The following is a 21,955-nucleotide window of genomic DNA, read 5'->3' as shown; positions in this document are numbered from 1 at the left end:
GTATCTCTTCACGCGAAACCCAATCCAAAAATCAGGCCCCGCGCCTCAAGACACGCAGGCAAAACAGCCAAACGCTCCCGCATCCGCCGCCGCCTGCGCATCCCTTCCTCTCTCAACAATGTCAATCAGCCGACCTCGACGACGAAACGTCCCATTCCCCACAAAAGGGCAAGAAGCCCAATCTCATGGAAAATCTGCCGCTTCGGGCAACCCGTATTTCTACGGACCGTCCGCCGGCGACACGACCGCTAACTATAGCGAGATCGACCTTGGGACACAACAACCGCCCGCCATCGCCAGGATGTCGTTCGGATCGTCGTTGGCGCCGTATATAAGGACCCACCCGCCGCTTGTCCAGACCAATTTTCCGACAGAGGTGCGATGGCGCATCCGATGAGTCGTCGCCACGGGGAACGACAGATCGTTCTGCTTGGGCTACATGCCTTGAACTCAGCGCGGACGATTGAGTTCATCACCGCTTCCGTCGGTGATGGAGAAATGCCGCTCGGTTACCGACGACAAGGCTGTCCTTGGAGACGGAATCGATTCCCGCCGACCGCACGCGCGGAGTGATGAGTGCGTTGCCGCAAGTCCCGGCGGACGCCATTAAGATGAAGCCGGTTCAACCCTGATTGCCGTTTCCGCCACCAAGGACGCGAGGATGCAGCTTCTCATCCTCATAGCAAGCGGCGTGAGCTCGGTCGAAACCGGCACGATATTCGGCGTCGGCCGCATATCTTTGTTCATCATTTCGTTGTTCGATTATCGTGCCGTCGCGACCGGCATCCCGGTAGCCACTCAGGCATCCTTGGACATAGCCATCGTTGAATGCCTGGCTTTGGCCAGCAGGCGGAAACCAGGGTGCACTGGCAGGCGAACCTTGGCACGCGGCAAGAGCACCGAAAGTGAAAGAGGCGCCAAGATAAAACAGAAGCCGATTCATCAACATGCCACCATCCTTATGCCCAGAGCAGTTCCTCCCCATCGAAACTTAAGGTTGAGAAACGGCTGCGTGAAGTGCCGACTCTGGCGGATCGCAGCATTGTGACCGGTATTACCGCTTTTTTCTAGGGGCTGGCGGCCGCATTGCGCCGCCTCTTAAAATGCAGGCCGTCCAGCGAGGGCAAATCCATATCGGGCAAGGAGAGCGATAGATGAAATACAATTGGCGTGGCGTTTTTCCGGCGGTCACAACCCAATTCCACGACGATCTGTCAATCGACCTCGATGCGACTGCACGTCATATCGAGCGGCTCATCAAGGCTGGGGTTCACGGCATCATCATGCTGGGAACGGTCGGCGAAAACACGGCGCTTGAGGCCGATGAGAAACGTGCAGTCGTCAAGCGCGCGATCGAGGCCGTCAAGGGCCGAGTCCCAGTATTCTCGGGGGTCGCCGAATGTTCGACCGCCCTTGCCTGTCGCTACGCATCCGACATGGAGAAACTCGGCGTCGACGGCCTCATGGTGCTGCCGGCCATGGTCTATAAGTCGGACTCGCGCGAAACGCTCGCGCATTTCCGCACGGTGGCCCGCGCCAGCAGGCTGCCCATCATGATCTACAACAACCCGATCTCCTACGGCGTCGATGTGACGCCGGAGATGTTTGCCGAGCTTGCGAGCGAGAAGACGATCGTTGCGCTCAAGGAGTCGTCCGACAATGTCCGCCGCGTCAGCGACATCGTGAACGCCTGCGGCGATCGTTACATCCTTTTCTGTGGTGTCGATGATCTCATCGTTGAGAGCATGATGCTCGGGGTCGTGGGGTGGGTTGCCGGTCTCGTCAACGCTTTTCCCGACGAATCGGTTCGGCTTTTCGAACTCGCGGCCGCCGGCCGCTACAAAGAGGCGCTGCCACTCTATCGTTGGTTCATGCCGATTCTCCACCTCGACTGCCATACCAAGCTCGTGCAATACATCAAGTTCGCACAGGCCTTGGCCGGCCTTGGTTCGGAGACGGTACGAGCGCCTCGCTTGAAGCTCGAGGGCGAGGAACGCGCTCGCATCGGCGCGATAATTCGCGCTGCACTCGAGAGCCGTCCGAAACTCGCGGCCGAGTGAGTACCGCGAGGAGTTTGAATGCGAGAAGGGCGGAGGCGTCTTACCTCCGCCTCACCTTTCCAGCACGCCCTTTCCGTCGCAAATCACACGAGCTGAAACCCATGCTTGTAGGGGTCGCGGTCGTCGATGAAAATCGTGTTATATCCGATAACACGCGCCCACCCCTCAATCGAAGGGACGATAGCCTGATAATTTCCGACCTTCGTCAACGCCTCGACGCGTCCCCGGAAGAGACTTCCTATGATGCTCTCATGCACGAATTCATCGCCAATTCGGAGCATCCCTCGCGCCGCCATCTGAGCCATGCGCGCGGACGTGCCGGTGCCGCAAGGCGATCGGTCGATTGCCTTGTCGCCATAGAAGACCGCGTTGCGCGCATTTGCGTCTGGATTCTTCGGAGCTCCTGTCCACAGCACGTGGGAGCAGCCACGGATCGTCGAATTCTCGGGGTGGACAAATTCGTATCTGGCATTGATCGACTTGCGAAGCAACGGAGACCGCCGAAGGATTTCACCCGGCGTCAGGTCCGCCACGTCGCGATAGCCTTTTTGCGGCTCGACGATGGCGTAAAAATTGCCGCCATAGGCGACGTCCACCTTGAGCGACCCGAGCCCGTCACATTCAACCTCGAGGTCGGTCGAATGCAGGAAGGACGGGATATTGGTGAGGCGCACAGATTCGACGTAGGGACCACTTTGTGTGTAATTCGCGACGACCAAGCCGGCCGGCGTATCGAGCCTGAGTTCGCCCGGCGTCTTTGGCGTGACAAGTCCGCGCTCGAGCGCCACCGTGACCGTCCCGATCGTGCCATGGCCGCACATGGGCAGGCATCCGCTCGTCTCGATAAAGAGGATGCCGATGTCGCAATCGTCTCGCGTCGGCGGATAGAGGATGCTCCCCGACATCATGTCGTGGCCGCGCGGCTCAAACATCAGGCCGGTACGAATCCAATCATATTCCTTGAGGAAATGTTGTCGCCGCTCGCTCATGGACTCGCCTTTTAGCTGCGGTCCACCGCCTGCCACGACCCGAACGGGATTGCCGCAGGTATGGGCATCGACGCAGAAGAAAGTATGGGTCGCCATGGCAGCTATTTACGACAGCGCGGCCATATCCGCAACACTACCGGGAACGAACATATCTTCAGTAACAATCTTACCGCCCAACGGATGGCACATTTGCAATGAATAGAAACGCCGGCCGAGCAATTCGTCGCGTCGTCGTCGTCGGCGCTGGAATCGTTGGGATAAGTACCGCGCGCTATCTTCAACGCGACGGCGCGCATGTCACGGTCATCGATCCGCTCCCGCCTGGCAAGGGTGCCTCATTTGGCAACGCCGGGGGAATCGCCGTCACAGAGGTGGTTCCGGTCTCTGTGCCGGGTACCCTCACGCGCGTGCCGAAATGGCTCATCGACCCCCTCGGGCCGTTAACGATACGCTGGTCATATCTGCCGAAACTATCCCCTTGGCTTTGGCGTTTTTGGCGCGCCGGGACGCACAAGCAGGTCGAGGCGGCATCGCAAGCGCTCGCAAGCCTTCTTGCCTGCGTATATGACGACTACGAACCTCTGCTGCTCGACGCCGGAATCCGGGACATCCTCCACCGTCATGGGTGTATCTCGCTCTACCGCAGCGAGGCCGCACTCGCGCACGACTCACTCGAATGGAAGATCAAGCACGAGCGCGGGATTCGCGTCGAGCGTCTCGGTCCCGACGAGATACGCCAGATGGAGCCCGATCTCGCGCACGTCTTCCATGCCGGCATGTTCATGCCGGATTGGGGACACGTCGCCGATCCCTACCGCATCGTCACAGGCATTTCCGAGGCGTTTGTACGCAGCGGCGGCATCATCAGAGAAGGCAGGGTTGTTTCGTTCGAGATCGGCGCCGATGGACCTAACTCGGTTGTCACCGTCTCGGGTGAGCGAATTGCCTTCGATCAAGTTGTCATCGCCGCTGGGGCGTGGTCGCACCGCCTGACGCGTCAGCTCGGTAGCAAGGTGCCGCTCGAGACCGAACGGGGATATCACACGACCCTGCCGAATCCTGGTGTAGAGGTACGCCGCATGCTGCATTCGGCCGAGGGAGGGTTCGTATTAACCCCAATGTCGATGGGATTGCGGCTCGCCGGCACGGTCGAACTTGGCGGCCTGGAAGCGCCGCCCAATTTCGATCGCGCCAAGGTCCTCGTCAAGCGCGCACGGCAATTTCTGCCGAAACTCAATGCCGACGGAGGGACGGAGTGGATGGGGTTTCGCCCGTCGCTGCCGGACTCGCTTCCGGTCATCGATCGCTCGCCCCGTTTCGCTAACGTCTTCTATGCCTTTGGCCACGGTCACCTTGGCCTGACCGAGGGTGCGACAACGGGGCGCATCGTCGCAGCACTAGCGGCGGGCCGCTCTCCGGGAATCGATCTGACACCCTTCCGCGTCGACCGATTCTGAACGCCGCAAATTCGCCACAACTTGCCGCTAGCGTCCGATGCCAAGGCAGGTTCTGACTCAATCAGGAGTTCGCGATGCGCCCCGCAATTGGATTGCTTGCCATAACATTGATCTTTGCACCATTCGTGGGTAGCAGTCCGCGAGCTGCCGAAACCGAGCAGAACGTCGGCCTTGATCGTCAGACCGGCCTGGCACTAACGATTTACCAATTAAACCTCGCGCTCGTTCAGGATCAGCGCACCGTAAGTCTCGACGAAGGGATTAACCACATCGCGTTTGAAGGCGTTTCGGCCGAGCTACAACCCGAAACGATCGTGTTGGAGGGCGAAACGAGCGGACCCGTCGAGTTAATCGAGCAGCGCTATCTTGCGAACGTCATCTCGCCCGAGGAACTTCTGCAGGCCTCGGTTGGTCAACAGGTCCGCGTCGCGATCGTCAATCCGAAGACGGGCGAGGAAAAGATTGAGCCGGCGACAGTGCTTTCCGCGACGGGTGGCGTGGTCCTGAAGATGGGAGATCGTATCGAAACCCAACCGCCGGGGCGGTTGATCTACGATTCCATACCGGCAAATTTGCGCGAGAAGCCGACACTCGTTTTTGCACTGAAGAGCGCAAGGGGCAGCACTGCCAGCTTGGCTCTCGGTTATCTCACAGGCGGGCTCGCATGGTCCGCCAATTATGTGGCCGAGCTCGACGCCTCCGAGACGAATCTTTCGTTGAGTGCCCGGGCAAGTATCACGAACGAAAGCGGTGCCGCGTATCGCAACGCGCGCCTCACGCTCGTCGCCGGCAATCCAAGCCGAATCGCCGAAGCAAGGCCCCTCAATACGCTTCGCGCAGCCGATGCAACGGTTGCACTAGCAGCGAAGGTACCATCACCGTCCACCTCACCGGGTCCCGAAGCCGTCTCGGAGTTTTATAGGTATGCCGTCGACCGGCAAACAAGCATCGGCGAGCGCGAGACCGTCCAGTTGGCACTGTTTGACGCCGCCGCGGTGCCCGTCAAGAAGGAATATTTCATGAATGACTCGGCACCCGTCACCTCCCCGGTCGGAAGCGATCCGACGCCGGTGCCGGTCATCAGCAAGCTCAATTTCGACAATAAAAAATCCGGCGGACTGGGGACGCCGCTTCCCGGCGGAATCGTGCGCGCCTATGAGCGTAGTCCCGATGGGTCCCCCGTGCTTCTTGGCGAAGATCGGATCGCGGAAACGCCCGTGGACAAGCCGGTTAAACTGACTTTGGGACAGGCCTTTGACGTGACCGCAGAGCGGCGCCAAACCAACGTCGAGCGGCCGACAGACAGAAGCTATGAGGCGAACGAGGAAATCACATTGCACAACGCCAAAAACAAGTCGGTCACCGTCGCTGTCGTCGAGAATCTGCCCGGCGATTGGCGTATTCTCGACGAGAGCGAGAGCCACGAGAAAGTCAACTCTTCCGTAGCACTTTGGCGTGTCGATGTGCCGGCCAACGGGGAGCACAAATTGACATTTCACGTGGAGAGCCGCTTTTGACTCTAAAATCGGCCTGCTATGGTGTCTCGCATACGGTTAAGCGGGAGACCGGATGAGTGCGGGTACGGTATTCGACGACAAGGCCGCTCGGAAACTCGAGGCCGTCTATCGAACCCCCGACGTCGTGGAGCAGCGCGCGGCGATACTCGAAGCGCTCAATCTCAAGCCGGGCGAGCGTGCTCTCGACATAGGCTGCGGGCCGGGATTCCTTGCGGCAGACATGGCGCGCATCGTCGGCCCGACGGGCCACGTCGCAGCCGTTGATAGTAGCGCTGATATGGTCGCCATGACTCGCAAGCGCTGCTCCGCAATGCCTTGGGTGCGAGTCGACGAAGCCGATGCGAGGGCATTGCCCTATCCGGATGAAAGCTTCGATGCGGCAGCGGCCGTACAGGTTTATCTCTATGTGCGAGGCCTTCCGCACGCGCTCACGGGACTGCGCCGGGTGCTCAAGCCTGGCGGGCGCGCCCTCGTGCTCGATACGGATTGGGCGAGTGTGGTGTGGCACTCAACCGATCGACCACGGATGCATCGCATCCTCACCGCATGGGAGGACCATTTTGCCGATGCTCATCTAGCGAGCCGTCTGGCGGCAGCCCTTCGGCATACGGGTTTTGCACTGATGCGCCAGAGCGTCCTTGCGCTTTTCAACCCGGCATACGAGCGCGAGACCTACAGTGCCGGCATGATTCCCGTGATCCGGTCCTTCGTGGAAGGTCGCCACGGCATTTCGCGAGAGGAAGCCGGTGCCTGGGCGGACGAACTTCGTGAGCGCGGCGCAGATGGCACCTACTTCTTCAGCCTCAATCGCTATCTTTTCCTGGCGGCGAAGCCGAGATAATGCCCGAATGAAAAATAAAAGGCCCGAGCCGGGCCATATCGCACTTGTCCGCTGATCGGGTGAAGGTCAAGAAGCAGCATCCGTTGCTGGTGCTGCGACGCTGAAGCTCTCACCGCACCCGCACCGGCTCGTCTCATTCGGGTTCTTGAAGACAAAACCCGACTGCAACTTGTCCTCCACATAGTCCATCTGCGTGCCCAGCAGAAACATGACCGAGCTCGGATCGATAAAGATTTTCACGCCGCGCGACTCAATTACATCTTCGAAACGCTTGGGTGCGTCGGCATATTCCATGAAATAACTAAGGCCCGAGCAACCACGGGTCCGTACGCCGATCCGTAGGCCCTTTGCCGGTTGACCGGCCTTGGCCATTAGTGCCTTCGCACGCTCCGCGGCCGCTTCGGTCAACGTAATCAAGGGTGCCGTCATAATGTTCCTCGAACCCCAAATATAACTAGCGCCGAAAGATATAAGACTTCCCTACGGAATGTCCAAGACCATGCGAGCATCATCCGACATGCGGTCCGGGGTCCAAGGCGGATCCCAGACCAGCGTAACCACCACCTCGCCCACGCCTGGCGCCGCCGCGACCGCCTCGGCCACGAGCGCCGGCATCGTCCCAGCAACCGGGCAGGCGGGTGCGGTCAGGGTCATATCGACAGCGACATTCCCATTCGCTGCGATATCAAGGCGATAGACCAAGCCTAGATCATAGATGTTAACCGGAATTTCGGGGTCGTGGACGGTGCGCAATGCATCGACCACCGCATCCCAGGAAGCCGCCCGTACGCCTGGACCGAGTGGCTTACCAGCACGAAACATAGCGCCGTCGCGCGACTTAGGGCCTGGCATGAAATCCCGAAAATTCAAGCCGTCGTCGAACTTATGTCGATCAGCCGTCACCATTACCTCGCATCACTCGGTCGAAACTTCGGGCTTTCCAGCGATCGCGGCGTTCAGCGTATGCCAGGCAAGGGTCGCGCACTTGACGCGCATTGGAAACTGGCGAACCCCCGAAAGGACGCGCAGCCTATCCGCTTCTTCTTCGAGTTCGGGTGGAATGGATACATCGTCGCCCTCGGTGCAGAGATGATGGAATGCGTCGAATATCGCCTTTGCTTGCGCCTCCGTCTTTCCCTTCAATATCTCGGTCATCATGGAAGCAGAGGCCGTCGAAATGGCGCACCCCCTACCTTCGAACGCAACGTCGCGGATGACGTGCCCGTCATCGAGCTTGAGATAAACCGTGAGCGTGTCGCCACAAAGGGGATTGTGCCCGTGTGCTTGACAATTCGAATCGGCCGGGTGACGGAAATTCCGCGGATGCTTGCCATGGTCCAAGATGACCTCTTGATAGAGATCTCGCAGGTCGTCTGCCATGCTCATCCGAAAATCTCCCGCACCGACTTGACCGCGTCGACCAGCACATCGGCCTCGCCCGTCGTGTTGTAAAGCCCGAACGACACCCGCGCAGTCGCGGAGACGCCAAAACGCTCCATAAGCGGCTGGGCGCAGTGATGTCCCGTTCGAACCGCCACGCCGGCCCGGTCAACGATCGTGCCGATATCGTGCGCGTGGGCGGCTTCGAGTGTGAAGGCAATGATGGCCGCCTTTTCCGGGGCATGGCCATAAATCTTGAGGCCGGGGATCGCTGATAGACGGCGCGTCGCGTAATCGAGCAGCATCGCCTCATGCCCAGCAATTGCATCGTGGCCGAGTGCGGCTACATAATCGATCGCAGCCCCAAGACCGATCGCCTCGACAATGGCAGGTGTTCCGGCTTCAAAGCGCTCGGGCGGATCCTTGAAAGTGGTGCCTGCAAAGCTTACCGAGCGGATCATGTCTCCACCACCCTGGTAGGGTGGCATCTTCGCGAGCATCTCGTACTTACCGTAGAGGACACCGATGCCGCTCGGCCCGTAGAGTTTGTGGCCAGTAAAAGCATAGAAATCGACGTCGAGCGCCTTGACGTCGACTTTGCGATGCACAACGGCCTGAGAGCCGTCGAGCAAAACGGGCACGCCGCTCGCGTGCGCAAGACGCACGATTTCCTCGGCCGGCGTCACTGTTCCGAGCACGTTCGAGCAATGGGTCAAGGCCACGAGCCGGGTTTTTGGGCCCAGGAGTGACGCGTAGACATCCATACGCAGGTTGCCCACATCGTCGACCGGCACGACGCGAATGCGAATGCCGCGCTCGGTCTCGAGGAGCTGCCACGGCACGATGTTGGCGTGATGCTCCATTTCGGAGACGACGATCTCGTCGCCGCGCTCGAGGAAGGTTCGCCCATAGCTCGAGGCTACGAGATTGATCGCCTCGGTCGCGTTTCGGGTAAAGACAATCTCCCGTGTTTCGGCGCCGATGAAGCGGGCCACTTTGTCGCGCGCGGCCTCGTAACGGTCGGTCGCACGTTGGGAGAGAAAATGAACGCCGCGGTGAATGTTCGCGTAATCGTTCTCCATCACATCCCGCATCGTGTCGATCACTTGGCGCGGCTTTTGCGCAGAAGCGCCATTGTCGAGATAGACGAGCGGCTTGCCGAAAACCTGCCGGGTGAGGATCGGAAAATCCTGCCGCACGCGCGCCAGATCATAGGGCGGTGCGTTAGTCATCCGGCTCGACTTCACGGCTGCGGAAATTGTACTGGTCATGACCTCATGCTCCGCCCTTCGAGCCGATCCAGCCGGCGACGACGTCGCGGAAGGCTTCGCGCACCGGCTCGCACCCGACCTTATCGACCACGTCGTCGAGGAACGCCTCGACCAGCATTTGCCGCGCATCGAGCTCGGGGATTCCGCGGCTCCGAAGATAAAAGAGTGCCTCTTCCTCGATCTCTCCGACCGCAGCGCCATGGCCGCACTTTACATCGTCCGCATAAATTTCGAGCTGCGGCTTCGTGTCGATCTCGGCAGCCGGTGAAAGAAGCAGTGTGCGGCTTGTCTGCTGGCCATCGGTCTTCTGTGCATCCGGGCGCACGAGAATCCGGCCTTGGAACACGCCACGTGCCTGGTCGTCGAGCACACCTTTGTAGATTTCGCGACTCGTCGTGTTCGGTTTTGCGTGATCGATCACTGTCGTGTTGTCGATCAACTGTCGGCCGCGCGCCATGAACGCGCCGTTGAGCTGGCATGTTGCACCGGGACCGTCCAGCGTGACGACAATTTCGTCCCGTGCCAACCGGCCGCCATTTGAAAGAACAAAACTCTCGTAAGTCGCTCCGCCCGCGACCTGAACCTGGCGGTTGGCGATGTGGAATGCGTGAGCACTTTCGTTTTCGAGCTTGTAATGCCGTAGCGTGGCACCCGCTTCGAGTACGATCTGCGCGACCCCGTTCGCGAGATAGACGCGATCGCCAACGGCGACGTGATGCTCGACGACTGTTGCCCGGCTCCCTGCCTCGGCAACGATCAAACTTCGCGGATGATAGCTCACCGGCTCTCTATCGACCGACGCCACGTAGAGGAGCTCGATCGGCCGGTCGATCGAAACGTTAGCCCCGATCCGCAGAACCACACCGTCGGCGATGAATGCGGTGTTGAGCGCTGCAAGCGGCTTGTCCTGCGTAACACCGAAGCTAGCTAGCCTGTCCTTGAGTAAGGCGGGCTCTCTCTCGAATACCATAGCAAGGCTCGTGATCGTAACGCCCGAAGGAAGCTTGTCGAGCTGTGAAAGATCCGGTCGCGGGCGACCGTTGGCGATCACGAGGCGCAGGCTTTCGGCCTTGGCGGATAGAAGCCGCGGCAGTTTCGCGGCGGCGATGCCATTCCCGTCGGGCGCGGCCGCGACGAATGAAAAACGCGCAAGTGGATTGAGGTTCGTATACTTCCACGCCTCCGTCTTCAGCGTGGGCAGTCCCTTGGCTGCAAAACTGGCAAATGCCTGCGCGCGCAGATTGGCGAGCCAGGCAAGCTCGCCGCCTGGCAAGCTCGCCTTGACGGCATCATATTGTCTGGCGAAGCTTTCGACGATGGGAGAAGAGGCGCTCATTGCTGCTGCATTGCCTTATGCGGCCGCCACGAATTCGGCATAGCCTTTGGCCTCGAGTTCGAGCGCCAACTCCTTGCCGCCCGAACGCACGATTCGACCCTGCGCGAGAACGTGCACCTGATCCGGCACGATGTAGGACAACAGACGCTGGTAATGCGTAATCACGAGCATGCTCCGCTCGGACGCGCGAAGAGCATTGACGCCATCGGCCACGATTCGGAGTGCATCAATGTCGAGGCCGCTATCTGTCTCGTCCAGGATCGCGAGGGCTGGCTCCAGCACCGCCATTTGCAGGATTTCATTGCGTTTCTTTTCGCCACCCGAGAACCCGACATTGACCGCACGCTTGAGCATCTCGTCGGTGATGTTGAGCGCCTTCGTCTTCTGACGCACGAACTTGACGAACTGCATTGCATCGAGTTCTGGCAGGCCACGATAATCCCGGATGGCGTTGAGTGCGGTCTTGAGGAAGTTCGTTCCGGAAACACCGGGAATTTCAACCGGATATTGAAAGGCGAGGAAAACACCTTCTCCCGCCCGCTCCTCCGGCGTCATCGTGAGCAAGTCACGGCCCTTGAAGGTGACCGTTCCCGCGGTCACCTCATAGCCCTCGCGACCGGAGAGGACATAGGAAAGCGTGCTTTTTCCGGAGCCGTTCGGGCCCATGACGGCGTGAATCTCGCCCGAAGCCACCGTGAGATCGATGCCTTTTAGGATGTGCTTGCCATCGACCGAGGCATGAAGGTTTTTGATTTCCAGCATGGTGTCAGCTTTCATCTCTTATCTTAACTCCTACCTCAGCCGACGCTGCCTTCAAGGCTGATGCCAACCAGTTTTTGCGCCTCGACGGCGAATTCCATTGGCAACTCCTGCAGCACCTCGCGGCAGAACCCGTTGACGATCAAGGCGACAGCATCTTCTTGGGATATCCCACGCTGGCGGCAATAAAAAAGTTGATCGTCGCCGATTTTCGATGTGGTCGCCTCGTGCTCGACCTGGGCCGAACGATTCCGGCTCTCGATGTAGGGCACGGTGTGCGCGCCACACTTGTCGCCAATCAGGAGCGAGTCGCATTGAGTATGGTTGCGCGCACCCTGGGCACCGGTGCCGATGCGCACGAGGCCGCGATAGGTCTGCTGACCGCGACCGCAGGAAATGCCTTTCGAGACGATGCGCGAGCGCGTATTCCTGCCAAGGTGGAGCATCTTGGTGCCCGTGTCGGCCTGCTGAAAGTTGTTTGTGATGGCCACCGAATAGAATTCGCCTTGCGAGTTGTCGCCCTGCAGAATGCAGCTTGGATATTTCCAAGTAATCGCCGAGCCAGTTTCCACTTGCGTCCACGAGATCTTGGCATTGCGCCCACGGCAAGCGCCTCGCTTGGTCACAAAATTGTAGATGCCACCTTTGCCGTTTTCATCGCCCGGATACCAGTTCTGCACGGTCGAATACTTGATCGCGGCGTCGTCCAAAGCGACAAGTTCGACGACCGCCGCATGGAGCTGATTCTCGTCGCGCATCGGGGCCGTGCACCCTTCGAGATAGCTCACATAGGAACCGGCATCCGCGACGATCAATGTACGCTCGAACTGCCCAGTCTTCGCCGCGTTGATACGGAAGTAAGTCGAAAGCTCCATAGGGCAGCGAACGCCCTTCGGCACATAGACAAACGAGCCGTCGGTGAAGACCGCAGAATTGAGGGTCGCGAAAAAATTGTCCGAATAAGGCACGACAGAGCCGAGATACTCGCGCACGAGATCAGGGTGCTGGCGTACCGCCTCGGAAATCGAGCAGAAGATGATCCCCTGCTCTTCGAGCTTTCCCTTGAACGTCGTCGCGACGGAGACGCTGTCGAACACCGCGTCGACCGCGACGCCGGCAAGCATTTCCTGCTCTCGAAGCGGAATGCCGAGCTTTTCGTAAGTTTTCAAAAGGGCGGGGTCGACCTCACTCAAGCTTTTCGGCGCGTCGGTCCTGGCCTTGGGTGCCGAGTAATAATATGCGTCCTGATAGTCGATTGCCGGGTACTTCACGAGCGCCCAGGTCGGCTCTTTCATCGTAAGCCAATGGCGATAGGCCTTGAGGCGCCAATCGAGCAGCCATGCCGGTTCTTCCTTCTTGGCCGAGATGAATCGAATGGTCTCCTCACTCAGCCCCTTGGGCGCCCTGTCCTCTTCGATATCCGTGACGAAGCCGTATTGATATTTGCGCTCCGTGACGGCGCGAAGTTGTTCGATGGTCTCTGCCGCACTTGACATCAATTCGCTCCTACCAACTCTTGCCCGGCGAGAGCTGAAAACGACGGCAAGGGCGCCGCAAGCTCCGCCAGCGTCAGTTTTTCCAGCGCATGCCTGATAGCGCCGTTCACCTTCTCCCAGTGCCCGCGCATCGGACATAACTGTTCGACGTCGCAATGCCCACCTGAGCCCTCGACGCAAGCCGTAAGGGCAATCGGACCTTCCAGCGCCGTGATGATTTGGGCGGCGGTGACGGCATCGGGCGACCGGCTAAGGGTGTAGCCTCCCGCAGCCCCGCGGTGAGACAAGATGATCCCCTCGGTCGCGAGTGTCTTTAGGATCTTTGCGACGGTTGGGAGCGGTACCCCGGTCTCGTGTGCAAGTTGCGTCGCTGTGCGCACGGACGCTCGATCCCTGCTCAATTGCGAGAGGACCACGATCGCGTAATCGGTCAGCCTGTTCAGCCGGATCATGTCGGCATTCCCAAATCAGGACTAAATCAGTGCTGTTTACATAGCCCAGTTCGCGGAGAAATCAACAAGCAAATCGAAGGACATGCGCGACGGTGTGTCGCGGGTGGGGCGAAAGTCATAATTTTGGTGAAAGCGGGCATGAGCGCGCATAAGTCGCCGCCAATAACCTGATCGTGAATCACGGCAAATTCCCAACCGGTGGTGCGTGTGGTATTGGTACGCAATAACGATGACCATACCAACACGGGGCGCCGTTTCACAACCCCGTGGGGAATATCCATAAAGACCATTCCCAATGCGCGTGTGGCTCTAGTCAGGGAGGAAAGGATGAGGCTGCGAGTAATTTCGTCGATGGCCGCGACAGCCGTCGTTCTAAGCTGCGCTTGGTTGGCCCGGCCGGCGGCAGCACAGCAAGATCAGCCGATCAAGATCGGCGTTAACACGGCAATCCAGCTCCAGGTCGGCCGTGACGCAATCGACGCAGTGAAAATCGCGATCGACGAGATCAATACGGGCGGGGGCGTCCTCGGCCGCAAGCTAGAAATGGTTGTCGCAGACGAAGGAGAGGCGGCGTCCGAAGGACCCAAGGTCGGCATTGCGGCCGTGAATAAGCTAACCGGCGAGGACCATGTCGACGTGCTGATCGGTGGGTACGATTCGGGCGTCACTCTCGGAGAGCTGCCGCATATCTCGCGCGCCAAGACAATCTTCCTCGGAATCGGCTCCGCCTCGCCCGCGATCCAGCAGAAGGTCAAGGATGATTACGAGCACTATAAATACATCTTTCGCGTGAATCCCACCAATTCGGCCAAGCAAGCGAACGGCCTCGTAGACTTCATCAAGGGCAAGCTAAAGGGAGAACTCGGCTACACGAAGATTTCGATCATCGGCGAGAATGCAAAATGGGTGCAGGACATCGTTCCCGCCCTCAAGAAAGGGGCAGAGGACGCGGGCCTCCAGGTTCCCATCGCCGAATTCTTCGACGTTCAGACCGCCGACTTCTCGCCGATTTTCACGAAAGTGAAGGACAGCGGTTCCCAGTATCTCATGATCATCCTGTCCCACGCCGCTTCCGATGTGTTCGTTAAGCAGTGGTACGACGCCAAGGTGCCCGTGCCGATCGGCGGTATCGACGTGAAGGGTCAGGATGCCGACTTCTTCAATCGCGTTGGCGGCAAGGCGATAAGCGAGGTTTCGACCAACTTCGTGCTGCGCGCACCCCTCACCGACAAGACGGTCGCGTGGTGGGATAAATTCGTGAAGACCTATAACCGTTCTCCCGTCTACACGGCAGGCGGCTCCTACGACGCCGTGTATATCTACGCAAACGCCGTTGCGGCGGCGGGGACGACAGATGCTGACAAGGTCATCAAGGCGCTCGAGAAAACCGACTATGTCGGCGTGCGCGGCCGTGTCCAATTCGACGAGCTCCACGAGGTCAAGGACGGTCCGGGCTTCGTGAATGAGCTTTTTGTGCAATGGCAAGACAAGGGCGAACGCAAGGTGATCTGGCCCAAGGAAGTGGCCAACGGCGCGATGATCAATCCACCCTGGCTGCAGCAGAATTGACGGGCTGAGCCCGCTTGGTTCAGATCCTTGTCTACGGGGCAGTTATCAGCGCGATCTACGCCATGCTGGCGGTGGGCTTCACACTCATCTTCGGCGTGGCGCGGATCCTCAACCTCGCGCATGGCTCCTTCTATGCGCTCGGCGCCTACAGCGTCTACGCCCTGACCGCGGATGCACATTTGCCCCTTTGGCTTGCCGCGATTATTGCGGTGGCCCTCGTTGCATGCTTCGGAATCGGGATGGAGCGCGTGCTGGTGCGCCCGCTCCGTCGATCGACTCTCGCCGTGCTCATGATTACGCTTGCCGTAAACCTGATGGTCGAGCAGGTCCTTCTGCTGATCTTCGGTTCCGAAGCGCGCAACGTGCCCTCGATGGTCGGGGCGACCTATCATCTCGGCGACGTCGACATCAGCGGCCAGCGGATTGTCGCTCTCAGCGGCGGAATAGCGATCCTCGCCGGCTTGTGGTTCTTCATGCAACACACGCGCCTCGGTTCGGCAATCCTTGCGATCTCTCAAGACGCTGAAGCCGCCCAGTACATGGGCATACCGTCGGACCGCATCTATTCGCTGGTGATGGGGCTCTCGGCGGGTATCGCAGCCGCTGCCGGAGTCCTCGTCGCCCCATTCCAGACGGTGATCCCGGGCATGGGGCTCCTTCCTCTCGTCAAGGCGTTTGCGATTGTCGTGGTGGGCGGCCTCGGCTCGATTCCGGGCAGCATCGTGGGCGCACTCCTCCTCGGCTATACGGAAACGATCATCGCCTTCAAGATTTCGACTGAATGGTCCCAGATCGTATCGGTCGCGGCAGTGCTCCTGACGCTCATCTTGCGTCCAGCGGGCTTTTTCGGCAAACGCGCGGCGTTTTGATTGTCCCATGGGTACGAAGAAGATCGATCTACTCGGTGCCTTGATCGCGGTGGCCGCTTTGGCCCTCGCGCCGTGGCTGCTCGGAAGCAACTACGTAACAGGTATCCTGACCGTGGCACTTTGCTTCGGAATGTGGGCGGCGAGCTGGGATTTCATGTCCGGCCTTACGGGGCGCGAGAATTTCGGCCATTCCCTTTTCATCGGTGCCGGCGCCTACACCGCCGGCTTCCTCAACGTCAACTACGGCTTGAGCCCATGGTGGAGCCTGCCTGCGGCACCCCTCGTCGCGGTGGCGTTCAGCATTGTGATCGGTTTTCCGACCTTGCGGCTGCGAGGCCCCTACTTCGCCCTCGCGATGCTGTCGGGTGCTGCCGTAATGCAGAGCCTTACCATCATCTTCTCGGAGGTGACCGGTGGGCAAGACGGCCTTAACGGCCTCTTCCCCCTCTTCGATTCCGAGCTCGCCCAATACTACCTCACGCTCTTCATCCTTGTCGTTACGGTCGTGATCCTGAAGCTCATTGCGAATTCACCGTGGGGCACCATCTTGCGTGCGATCAAAGGCGACGAAGCCAGTTGCCAAGCCGCCGGTATCAACGTCACCTTCTATAAAATCGCCTCCCTCATGATCAGTGCCGCATTTGCAGGCCTAGGTGGCGCGCTTTATGCGCATTACCAGCTCCAGGTCGGGCCGGACCTCTTCGCGGTCATCCTTTCGATCAACATCATCGTCATGGTCTATGTCGGAGGGATGGGCTCGATCTACGGCCCCGTTTGCGGCGCTTTGTTCCTCAATCTCTTGACCGAAGGGTTGCGCGGCCTCAGCGAATACCGACTCTGGGTGTACACGCTCATTCTGATCTTCATCCTTTTCTTTCTTCAGCAGGGTCTCTTCGCGCCGCTTTGGCGTCGTATTCGAGGGGCGGCGTCATGACCGCACTTCTCGATGTCAAAGGGCTCAACAAGCGCTTCGGCGGCCTTCATGCGGTAAAGGATGTTTCGTTTTCGCTCGCCGCAGGGGCGATCACCGGCATTCTGGGCCCGAACGGTGCCGGCAAGACGACCCTGTTCAACTTGCTGACGGGCTTTATCCCACCCGACACTGGGACCGTGGAGTTCGACGGGCATGCGCTGGGCGGCCTTGCTCCGCACAGGATCGTCAATCGCGGCCTCGCCCGCACCTTCCAGCTTACCCGCCCCTTCATCGGCATGACGGTGCGGGAGAACGTCGAGGTCGCCTGCTTCGCGCCGCGAGTACGGCGCGAGGGACACGCCCGCGTTCGTGCACAGCATTTTCTGGATCAAGTCGGACTTGGCGCCAAATCGGCCATTCCGGTCGACGTGCTGCCTTATGGCGACTTACGACGCCTTGAGATCGCGCGGGCGCTTGCGGTGAATCCGAAGCTGCTTTTGCTTGACGAACCTTTCGCCGGCCTCGGAACGAGCGAGATCCAGCCTCTCGCCAACCTGATTCGGGAGCTTCATCGCACGGAGGGTCTCACGATCCTCATCATCGAGCACAAGCTTAGGGAGTTCATGCAGCTCGTGAGAGAGGTCATCGCAATGGACTTCGGCGAAATCGTGGCGATCGGGGAGCCGCAAATGATCGTGCGGCACCCGCGTGTCGTCGAGGCCTATATCGGAAAGTCCGACGTCGAAATGGCCGACATTGGCCGGACAGGAGGCGACCTTGGCGCTGCTTGAGGTCTCCGATCTCGTTGTTCATTATGGCAAAGCGCTGGCGCTCGACGGTATCTCCCTGACCGTCGGAGCGGGCGAGCTCGTCGGGGTGTTGGGTCCGAATGGTGCGGGCAAGACAACGCTGCTCAAGGCGATCTCGCGCACCGTGCCGCCGACGACAGGACATATCTCGCTCGACGGCCGCCCCCTCGACGGATTGCCCGCCCATAAGGTGGTCGGTCGCGGTATCTGTCACTGCCCGGAGGGACGACGCCTTTTTCCCGAGCTTTCCGTACTCAAGAATCTTATGCTCGGCGCCTATTTGCGCGACGACAAGGACGGCATCCAGCGCGACCTCGGCCATGTCTACGAGCTTTTTCCGGTGCTGGGCGAGCGCAGTCGGCAGCAGGCGGGAACGCTTTCCGGCGGGCAGCAGCAAATGCTTGCGATCGGCCGCGCGCTCATGGGCCGGCCGCGACTACTATTGCTCGACGAACCGTCGGTTGGGATCGCACACCGCCTCAAGGTCGAAATTTTCAATGCAATTCGTGAAATCCAACGTGCGGGTACGGCGATCCTTTTGGTCGAACAGGACGCTCGCTCCACTGTCGCGATCGCCGGTCGCGTGTACGTGCTCGAGCACGGCCATTTCGTGCGCGAAGGCAGCGCACAGGCTCTTGCGGCGGATGATGACATCAGGCGCGTCTATCTCGGCGTATGACGAGCAGCGCCCTGGCTAACGCATCCCCGGTCTCTCAGCCGCTGAAACATTTTGACCGACAAGGCAAAGTCGGCCACGCTCGCCGTATCGTGCCGCGCGAATTTTTAAGGCCCGCCCAGTCATGTCCCGCGGAGTCATGTCCCACCGAGCCGTACCCCACCTCGCCGTTACCCGTCGCGACCCGACCGCTCTCATCGACAATCTTGCCCTCGACGAAGGGTCGGCCGAACCGCTCATGCGCCAGCTTTATCGCGCCCTCCGCGACCTCATCCTGTCCGGCAGCTTGAAATCCGGCGCCAAGCTGCCATCCACCCGCACGCTTGCGCGACACCTAAAGGTCGCGCGCACGACGATCATATCGGCGTTCGAGCTTCTTGCCGCGGAGGGCTTCATCGACGGTGCAGCTGGCTCCGGCACCTATGTCGCTGAGACTCTCGTGCCCGAAGCACAAGCGATGCAGCGCGGCAAAGCCGTGGTCAAACCCGGCGCACCACCGAGGCTCTCGGCGCGCGGACGAGCCCTCGGCACATTTGAACGAGAGAGCGCGCTGTCAGAGGCGAACATCTTCGCCCCAACCCTTCCCGCTCTCGACGCGTTTCCCTTCGACGAATGGCGCAGGTTGCTGGCGCGGGCCTGCCGGCGCGAGGGGCGCAACCTGCTCGACGCTGGCGATCCGCGCGGCTGGCCGCAACTGCGCCAGGCTATCGCCGGCTACCTTGGACCCGCGCGCGGCGTGGTGTGCGACCCCGCACAGATCATCGTGCTTTCGAGCGCACGGCAAGCCGGCCAGCTTGCCGCCCGGCTCCTGGCGGACGATGGGGATTTCGCTTGGGTTGAGGAGCCGGGCTATCCCGAGGTCGATGCGGCACTACTATCGGCGGGCCTAAGACTCGCCCTGATACCGGTCGATGGCGAGGGAATCGACACCCGCGCTGGCCAGTCGATCGCACCCCATGCGCGGCTCGCCTCCGTGACACCGTCTCACCACTATCCCCTCGGCGCCACCATGACTCTCGCACGGCGCCTTGAGCTTCTCGAATGGGCTAGTCACGCGGGTGCCGTGATCATCGAGGACGACTACGACGGCGAGTTCCGTTATGGCGGAAAGCCGCTTACCGCGCTTTATGGCCTCGATGGCGGGGAGCGCGTAATCTATGTCGGAACTTTCAGCAAAGTGATGTTCCGCTCGCTCCGTCTCGCCTATATGGTATGCCCCGCTCACTTGGTCGACGTGTTCGCGGCCGCGCGCCGACAGATCGACGGGCATGCGGTCGCGATAACTCAAGCAGCACTCGCAGAATTCATGGAGTCGGGTGGATTTGCCGCCCACATCCGCCGCATGCGCGCACTATACAAAGATCGTCAAGACACGCTCGTCGCGTTGGCACAGCGCCATCTCGAAGGCGCTCTGGTACTTCGCCCCTCCAATGCTGGCCTCCATCTTGTGGGGCATCTGCAGCACGGCGTCAGCGACGAGTCTGTTGCAGCAGCACTGCCCCACGATCGCGTCTCGCCTGGCGTATTGTCGAGGTACTACCGCACCAAGCCAGCACCCTCGGGACTGATCCTCGGCTATGCCGCTTGGGATGAGCCTGCCCTTCGGGAGGGAGTCATCGCACTCGCAAGAGCAATCGAGATAACCCGCCGGCGGGTCGACCGGCGGCGATAGAGTGGTCTGGTAAAAGACCTTGAAGTGGTACTTTTAGCAGGTCCACTTTTCGACTACGACTTTCTCAGCGACAAACCGAACGTTGCCGATATGGATGCCGGCCGGTTAAGCGCGCTCCCGTGTCACAAGGAACATGGACGACACAATGGACGCCTATAGCCCTACCAAGAGGACCAAGCTCAAGCGTGTGCCCAAGCGGGCACTCTACGACAAAGAAGGCGTTTACGCGATCCTGGACGCAGGGGTGATTTGCCATGTCGGCTACGTGATCGACGGATCGCCCTACGTGACGCCGACGGCTTACTGGCGCCATGGCAATCGGGTATATTGGCACGGCTCGTCCGCAAGCCGGATGCTGCGTACACTCGAATGCGGTGTGCCCGTGTGCCTGACCGTTACCCATCTTGACGGGTTCGTGATGGCGCGCTCCGGCTTTCATCATTCGATCAACTACCGCTCGGTCATGGCCTTCGGCATTGCACAGCTCGTCGCGAGCAAAACGGAGAAGATCGAAGCGCTGGAACATTTCACCGAACGACTTTTCCCCGGGCGCTGGAAGGAAATCCGAGGACCCAACGAACAGGAGATCAAGGCGACCAAAGTGTTGTGGATGGAACTTGAGGAGGTTTCCGCGAAAGTGCGCACGGGCCCTCCAGTCGATGACGAGCCGGACTATGCGCTACCGTGCTGGGCGGGCGTATTACCCCTTTCCATCGCCACAGGCGTTCCTGTTCCGGACCCGCGGCTACCCTCCGGTACGCCGCTTCCCGCTTATTTCGCCGGGTTCAAACTGGGCCAATAGAAACCTCGTTCGTGCAGACTGAGGGTTTGATCGGCCCCGCGTTCTCGCGCATCATGCCGCCCAGACTAATCGAGGGGCGTGACGCCGGGGAGTGACCATGAACGCAATCGATCTAAAGGGCCAGAGGGCAGTCGTTACAGGTGCGGCGCGCGGGATCGGCTACGGCATTGCTGAACGCTTCGTCGCATCGGGTGCCGCGGTTGCGATCTGGGACATCGACGAGCCGGCAGTGCGCCACGCTGCAGAACGGCTTGCCCGGAAAGATAGTGCGCTCGGCTTCAAGGTTGACGTGACCGACGAGGCTTCCGTGAAGAATGCACTCCAGGCGACCATGAAAGCCCTGGGGCAGGTCGATATTCTCGTCAACAACGCGGGCATCGCCGGCTCGAACGTCAAGAGTTGGGAGTACACGAGTGCAGAATGGCGGCGCATCATCGAAATCGACCTTATCGGCGTTTATCTCTGCTCCGCGGCGGTCCTGCCCGGAATGATCGAAAGGGGATACGGGCGCATTGTCAACATCGCGTCGATCGCGGGTAAGGAAGGCAACCCGAACGCCTCCGCCTACAGTGCTGCCAAGGCTGGCGTCATCGGCCTCACCAAATCGATTGGCAAAGAAGTGGCGCGGAACGGCGTCATCGTGAACTGTGTCACGCCGGCCGCGGTCGAGACGGATATTTTCGCGCAAATGTCGAAGGAACACATTGATTACATGCTATCGAAGATTCCGATGGGACGCTTCGGCAAGGTCGAGGAAATCGCATCGCTGGTGAGCTGGCTCGCGTCCAAGGACTGCTCGTTCTCCACGGGCGCCGTATTCGACATTTCCGGCGGACGAGCGACTTACTGACGGCCGTTTGCAACGGCGTCAGAGCGTGATCCCGCCATCGACGATCACGATGGCGCCCGTCATATAGGTGCTCTCGTCTGAGGCCAGGAAAACCGCGAGCGAAGCGATTTCTTCGGGGGTACCCAGCCGCCCCATGGGCTGGCGCGCGATGAATTCGGCCCTTGCCTTCACCTTGTCGTCGAAGGCATTGATCCGATCTTGCAGCGACGGCGTTTCGATCGTGCCGGGGCAGATCGC

General features: G+C 60.1%; 23 protein-coding genes. 13 read left to right on the top strand and 10 right to left on the bottom strand.

Features of this window, described 5'->3' with window-relative positions:
* Window positions 1-661 precede the first annotated feature (661 nt).
* Window positions 662-1,048 carry a hypothetical protein gene (locus tag VEJ16_13810; GenBank protein ID HYB10740.1) on the top strand — a complete coding sequence of 129 codons (387 nt, stop codon included), beginning with the start codon at window positions 662-664 and terminating at the stop codon, window positions 1,046-1,048.
* A gap of 106 nt (window positions 1,049-1,154) precedes the next feature.
* Window positions 1,155-2,060 carry a dihydrodipicolinate synthase family protein gene (locus VEJ16_13805; GenBank protein HYB10739.1) on the top strand — a complete coding sequence of 302 codons (906 nt, stop codon included), beginning with the start codon at window positions 1,155-1,157 and terminating at the stop codon, window positions 2,058-2,060.
* Window positions 2,061-2,143: 83 nt separating this feature from the next.
* Here the strand turns inward: VEJ16_13805 and VEJ16_13800 are convergent, their stop codons facing one another.
* The gene (locus VEJ16_13800) at window positions 2,144-3,145 is read right to left on the bottom strand and encodes a 4-hydroxyproline epimerase (GenBank protein ID HYB10738.1); all 1,002 of its coding nucleotides are present in this window, start codon (window positions 3,143-3,145) and stop codon (window positions 2,144-2,146) included.
* Between the two features lie 98 nt (window positions 3,146-3,243).
* Between VEJ16_13800 and VEJ16_13795 the strand changes: the two genes are divergently transcribed.
* The 3 genes from VEJ16_13795 (at window position 3,244) to VEJ16_13785 (ending at window position 6,864) form a co-directional block, all read left to right on the top strand.
* Entirely contained in the window at window positions 3,244-4,506 is a 1,263-nt protein-coding gene (locus VEJ16_13795) for an FAD-binding oxidoreductase (GenBank protein ID HYB10737.1), read from the top strand.
* A gap of 74 nt (window positions 4,507-4,580) precedes the next feature.
* Window positions 4,581-6,023 carry a DUF4139 domain-containing protein gene (locus VEJ16_13790; GenBank protein HYB10736.1) on the top strand — a complete coding sequence of 481 codons (1,443 nt, stop codon included), beginning with the start codon at window positions 4,581-4,583 and terminating at the stop codon, window positions 6,021-6,023.
* A gap of 52 nt (window positions 6,024-6,075) precedes the next feature.
* The gene (locus tag VEJ16_13785) at window positions 6,076-6,864 is read left to right on the top strand and encodes a methyltransferase domain-containing protein (protein ID HYB10735.1); all 789 of its coding nucleotides are present in this window, start codon (window positions 6,076-6,078) and stop codon (window positions 6,862-6,864) included.
* Window positions 6,865-6,930: 66 nt separating this feature from the next.
* Here VEJ16_13785 and VEJ16_13780 read toward each other — a convergent pair whose 3' ends face one another.
* The 8 genes from VEJ16_13780 to VEJ16_13745 form a co-directional block, all read right to left on the bottom strand.
* Window positions 6,931-7,293, bottom strand: coding sequence for an iron-sulfur cluster assembly accessory protein (locus VEJ16_13780; protein HYB10734.1), 363 nt, complete (start codon window positions 7,291-7,293; stop codon window positions 6,931-6,933).
* A 51-nt stretch (window positions 7,294-7,344) separates the two neighbouring features.
* Window positions 7,345-7,686 (bottom strand): iron-sulfur cluster assembly protein, encoded by a 342-nt coding sequence (locus VEJ16_13775; GenBank protein HYB10733.1) that lies wholly within the window; start codon window positions 7,684-7,686, stop codon window positions 7,345-7,347.
* Between the two features lie 93 nt (window positions 7,687-7,779).
* Window positions 7,780-8,244 carry an SUF system NifU family Fe-S cluster assembly protein gene (locus VEJ16_13770; GenBank protein HYB10732.1) on the bottom strand — a complete coding sequence of 155 codons (465 nt, stop codon included), beginning with the start codon at window positions 8,242-8,244 and terminating at the stop codon, window positions 7,780-7,782.
* A gap of 2 nt (window positions 8,245-8,246) precedes the next feature.
* The gene (locus VEJ16_13765; GenBank protein HYB10731.1) at window positions 8,247-9,515 is read right to left on the bottom strand and encodes a cysteine desulfurase; all 1,269 of its coding nucleotides are present in this window, start codon (window positions 9,513-9,515) and stop codon (window positions 8,247-8,249) included.
* A 4-nt stretch (window positions 9,516-9,519) separates the two neighbouring features.
* On the bottom strand, window positions 9,520-10,851 hold the full coding sequence (gene sufD, locus VEJ16_13760; protein HYB10730.1) for a Fe-S cluster assembly protein SufD: 1,332 nt from the start codon (window positions 10,849-10,851) through the stop codon (window positions 9,520-9,522).
* 15 nt (window positions 10,852-10,866) lie between these two features.
* Window positions 10,867-11,613: a Fe-S cluster assembly ATPase SufC gene (gene sufC / locus VEJ16_13755; GenBank protein HYB10729.1), complete on the bottom strand. Its 747-nt coding sequence runs from the start codon at window positions 11,611-11,613 to the stop codon at window positions 10,867-10,869.
* Window positions 11,614-11,648: 35 nt separating this feature from the next.
* The gene (sufB, locus tag VEJ16_13750) at window positions 11,649-13,106 is read right to left on the bottom strand and encodes a Fe-S cluster assembly protein SufB (protein ID HYB10728.1); all 1,458 of its coding nucleotides are present in this window, start codon (window positions 13,104-13,106) and stop codon (window positions 11,649-11,651) included.
* Window positions 13,106-13,558, bottom strand: coding sequence for an SUF system Fe-S cluster assembly regulator (locus VEJ16_13745; GenBank protein ID HYB10727.1), 453 nt, complete (start codon window positions 13,556-13,558; stop codon window positions 13,106-13,108). The genes sufB and VEJ16_13745 overlap by 1 nt, the downstream gene beginning before the upstream one ends.
* A 327-nt stretch (window positions 13,559-13,885) precedes the next feature.
* On the opposite strand from VEJ16_13745, the gene VEJ16_13740 reads away from it, so the two are divergent.
* From VEJ16_13740 to VEJ16_13705, 8 genes are all read left to right on the top strand, one after another.
* Window positions 13,886-15,127, top strand: a complete 1,242-nt coding sequence (locus VEJ16_13740) for an ABC transporter substrate-binding protein (GenBank protein HYB10726.1) — start codon at window positions 13,886-13,888, stop codon at window positions 15,125-15,127.
* 14 nt (window positions 15,128-15,141) lie between these two features.
* Window positions 15,142-15,996, top strand: coding sequence for a branched-chain amino acid ABC transporter permease (locus VEJ16_13735; GenBank protein HYB10725.1), 855 nt, complete (start codon window positions 15,142-15,144; stop codon window positions 15,994-15,996).
* Between the two features lie 7 nt (window positions 15,997-16,003).
* Window positions 16,004-16,930, top strand: coding sequence for a branched-chain amino acid ABC transporter permease (locus tag VEJ16_13730; GenBank protein HYB10724.1), 927 nt, complete (start codon window positions 16,004-16,006; stop codon window positions 16,928-16,930).
* Window positions 16,927-17,700: an ABC transporter ATP-binding protein gene (locus VEJ16_13725; GenBank protein HYB10723.1), complete on the top strand. Its 774-nt coding sequence runs from the start codon at window positions 16,927-16,929 to the stop codon at window positions 17,698-17,700. Before VEJ16_13730 ends, VEJ16_13725 begins: the two co-directional genes overlap by 4 nt.
* Complete coding sequence (locus tag VEJ16_13720; protein ID HYB10722.1) at window positions 17,687-18,397, top strand: ABC transporter ATP-binding protein; 711 nt, start codon at window positions 17,687-17,689, stop codon at window positions 18,395-18,397. The genes VEJ16_13725 and VEJ16_13720 overlap by 14 nt, the downstream gene beginning before the upstream one ends.
* Before the next feature lie 136 nt (window positions 18,398-18,533).
* Window positions 18,534-20,066, top strand: coding sequence for a PLP-dependent aminotransferase family protein (locus VEJ16_13715; GenBank protein HYB10721.1), 1,533 nt, complete (start codon window positions 18,534-18,536; stop codon window positions 20,064-20,066).
* Between the two features lie 145 nt (window positions 20,067-20,211).
* Window positions 20,212-20,868 carry a pyridoxamine 5'-phosphate oxidase family protein gene (locus tag VEJ16_13710; protein ID HYB10720.1) on the top strand — a complete coding sequence of 219 codons (657 nt, stop codon included), beginning with the start codon at window positions 20,212-20,214 and terminating at the stop codon, window positions 20,866-20,868.
* A gap of 97 nt (window positions 20,869-20,965) precedes the next feature.
* Complete coding sequence (locus tag VEJ16_13705; protein ID HYB10719.1) at window positions 20,966-21,718, top strand: SDR family NAD(P)-dependent oxidoreductase; 753 nt, start codon at window positions 20,966-20,968, stop codon at window positions 21,716-21,718.
* Between the two features lie 18 nt (window positions 21,719-21,736).
* Here the strand turns inward: VEJ16_13705 and VEJ16_13700 are convergent.
* A partial coding sequence (locus tag VEJ16_13700; protein ID HYB10718.1) for an SDR family oxidoreductase occupies window positions 21,737-21,955 on the bottom strand: 219 nt, incomplete at its 5' end.

This window comes from Alphaproteobacteria bacterium (genome assembly GCA_035625915.1).
Classification (GTDB): domain Bacteria; phylum Pseudomonadota; class Alphaproteobacteria; order JACZXZ01; family JACZXZ01; genus DATDHA01.
This window is presented reverse-complemented; position numbering and strand designations above follow the sequence as displayed.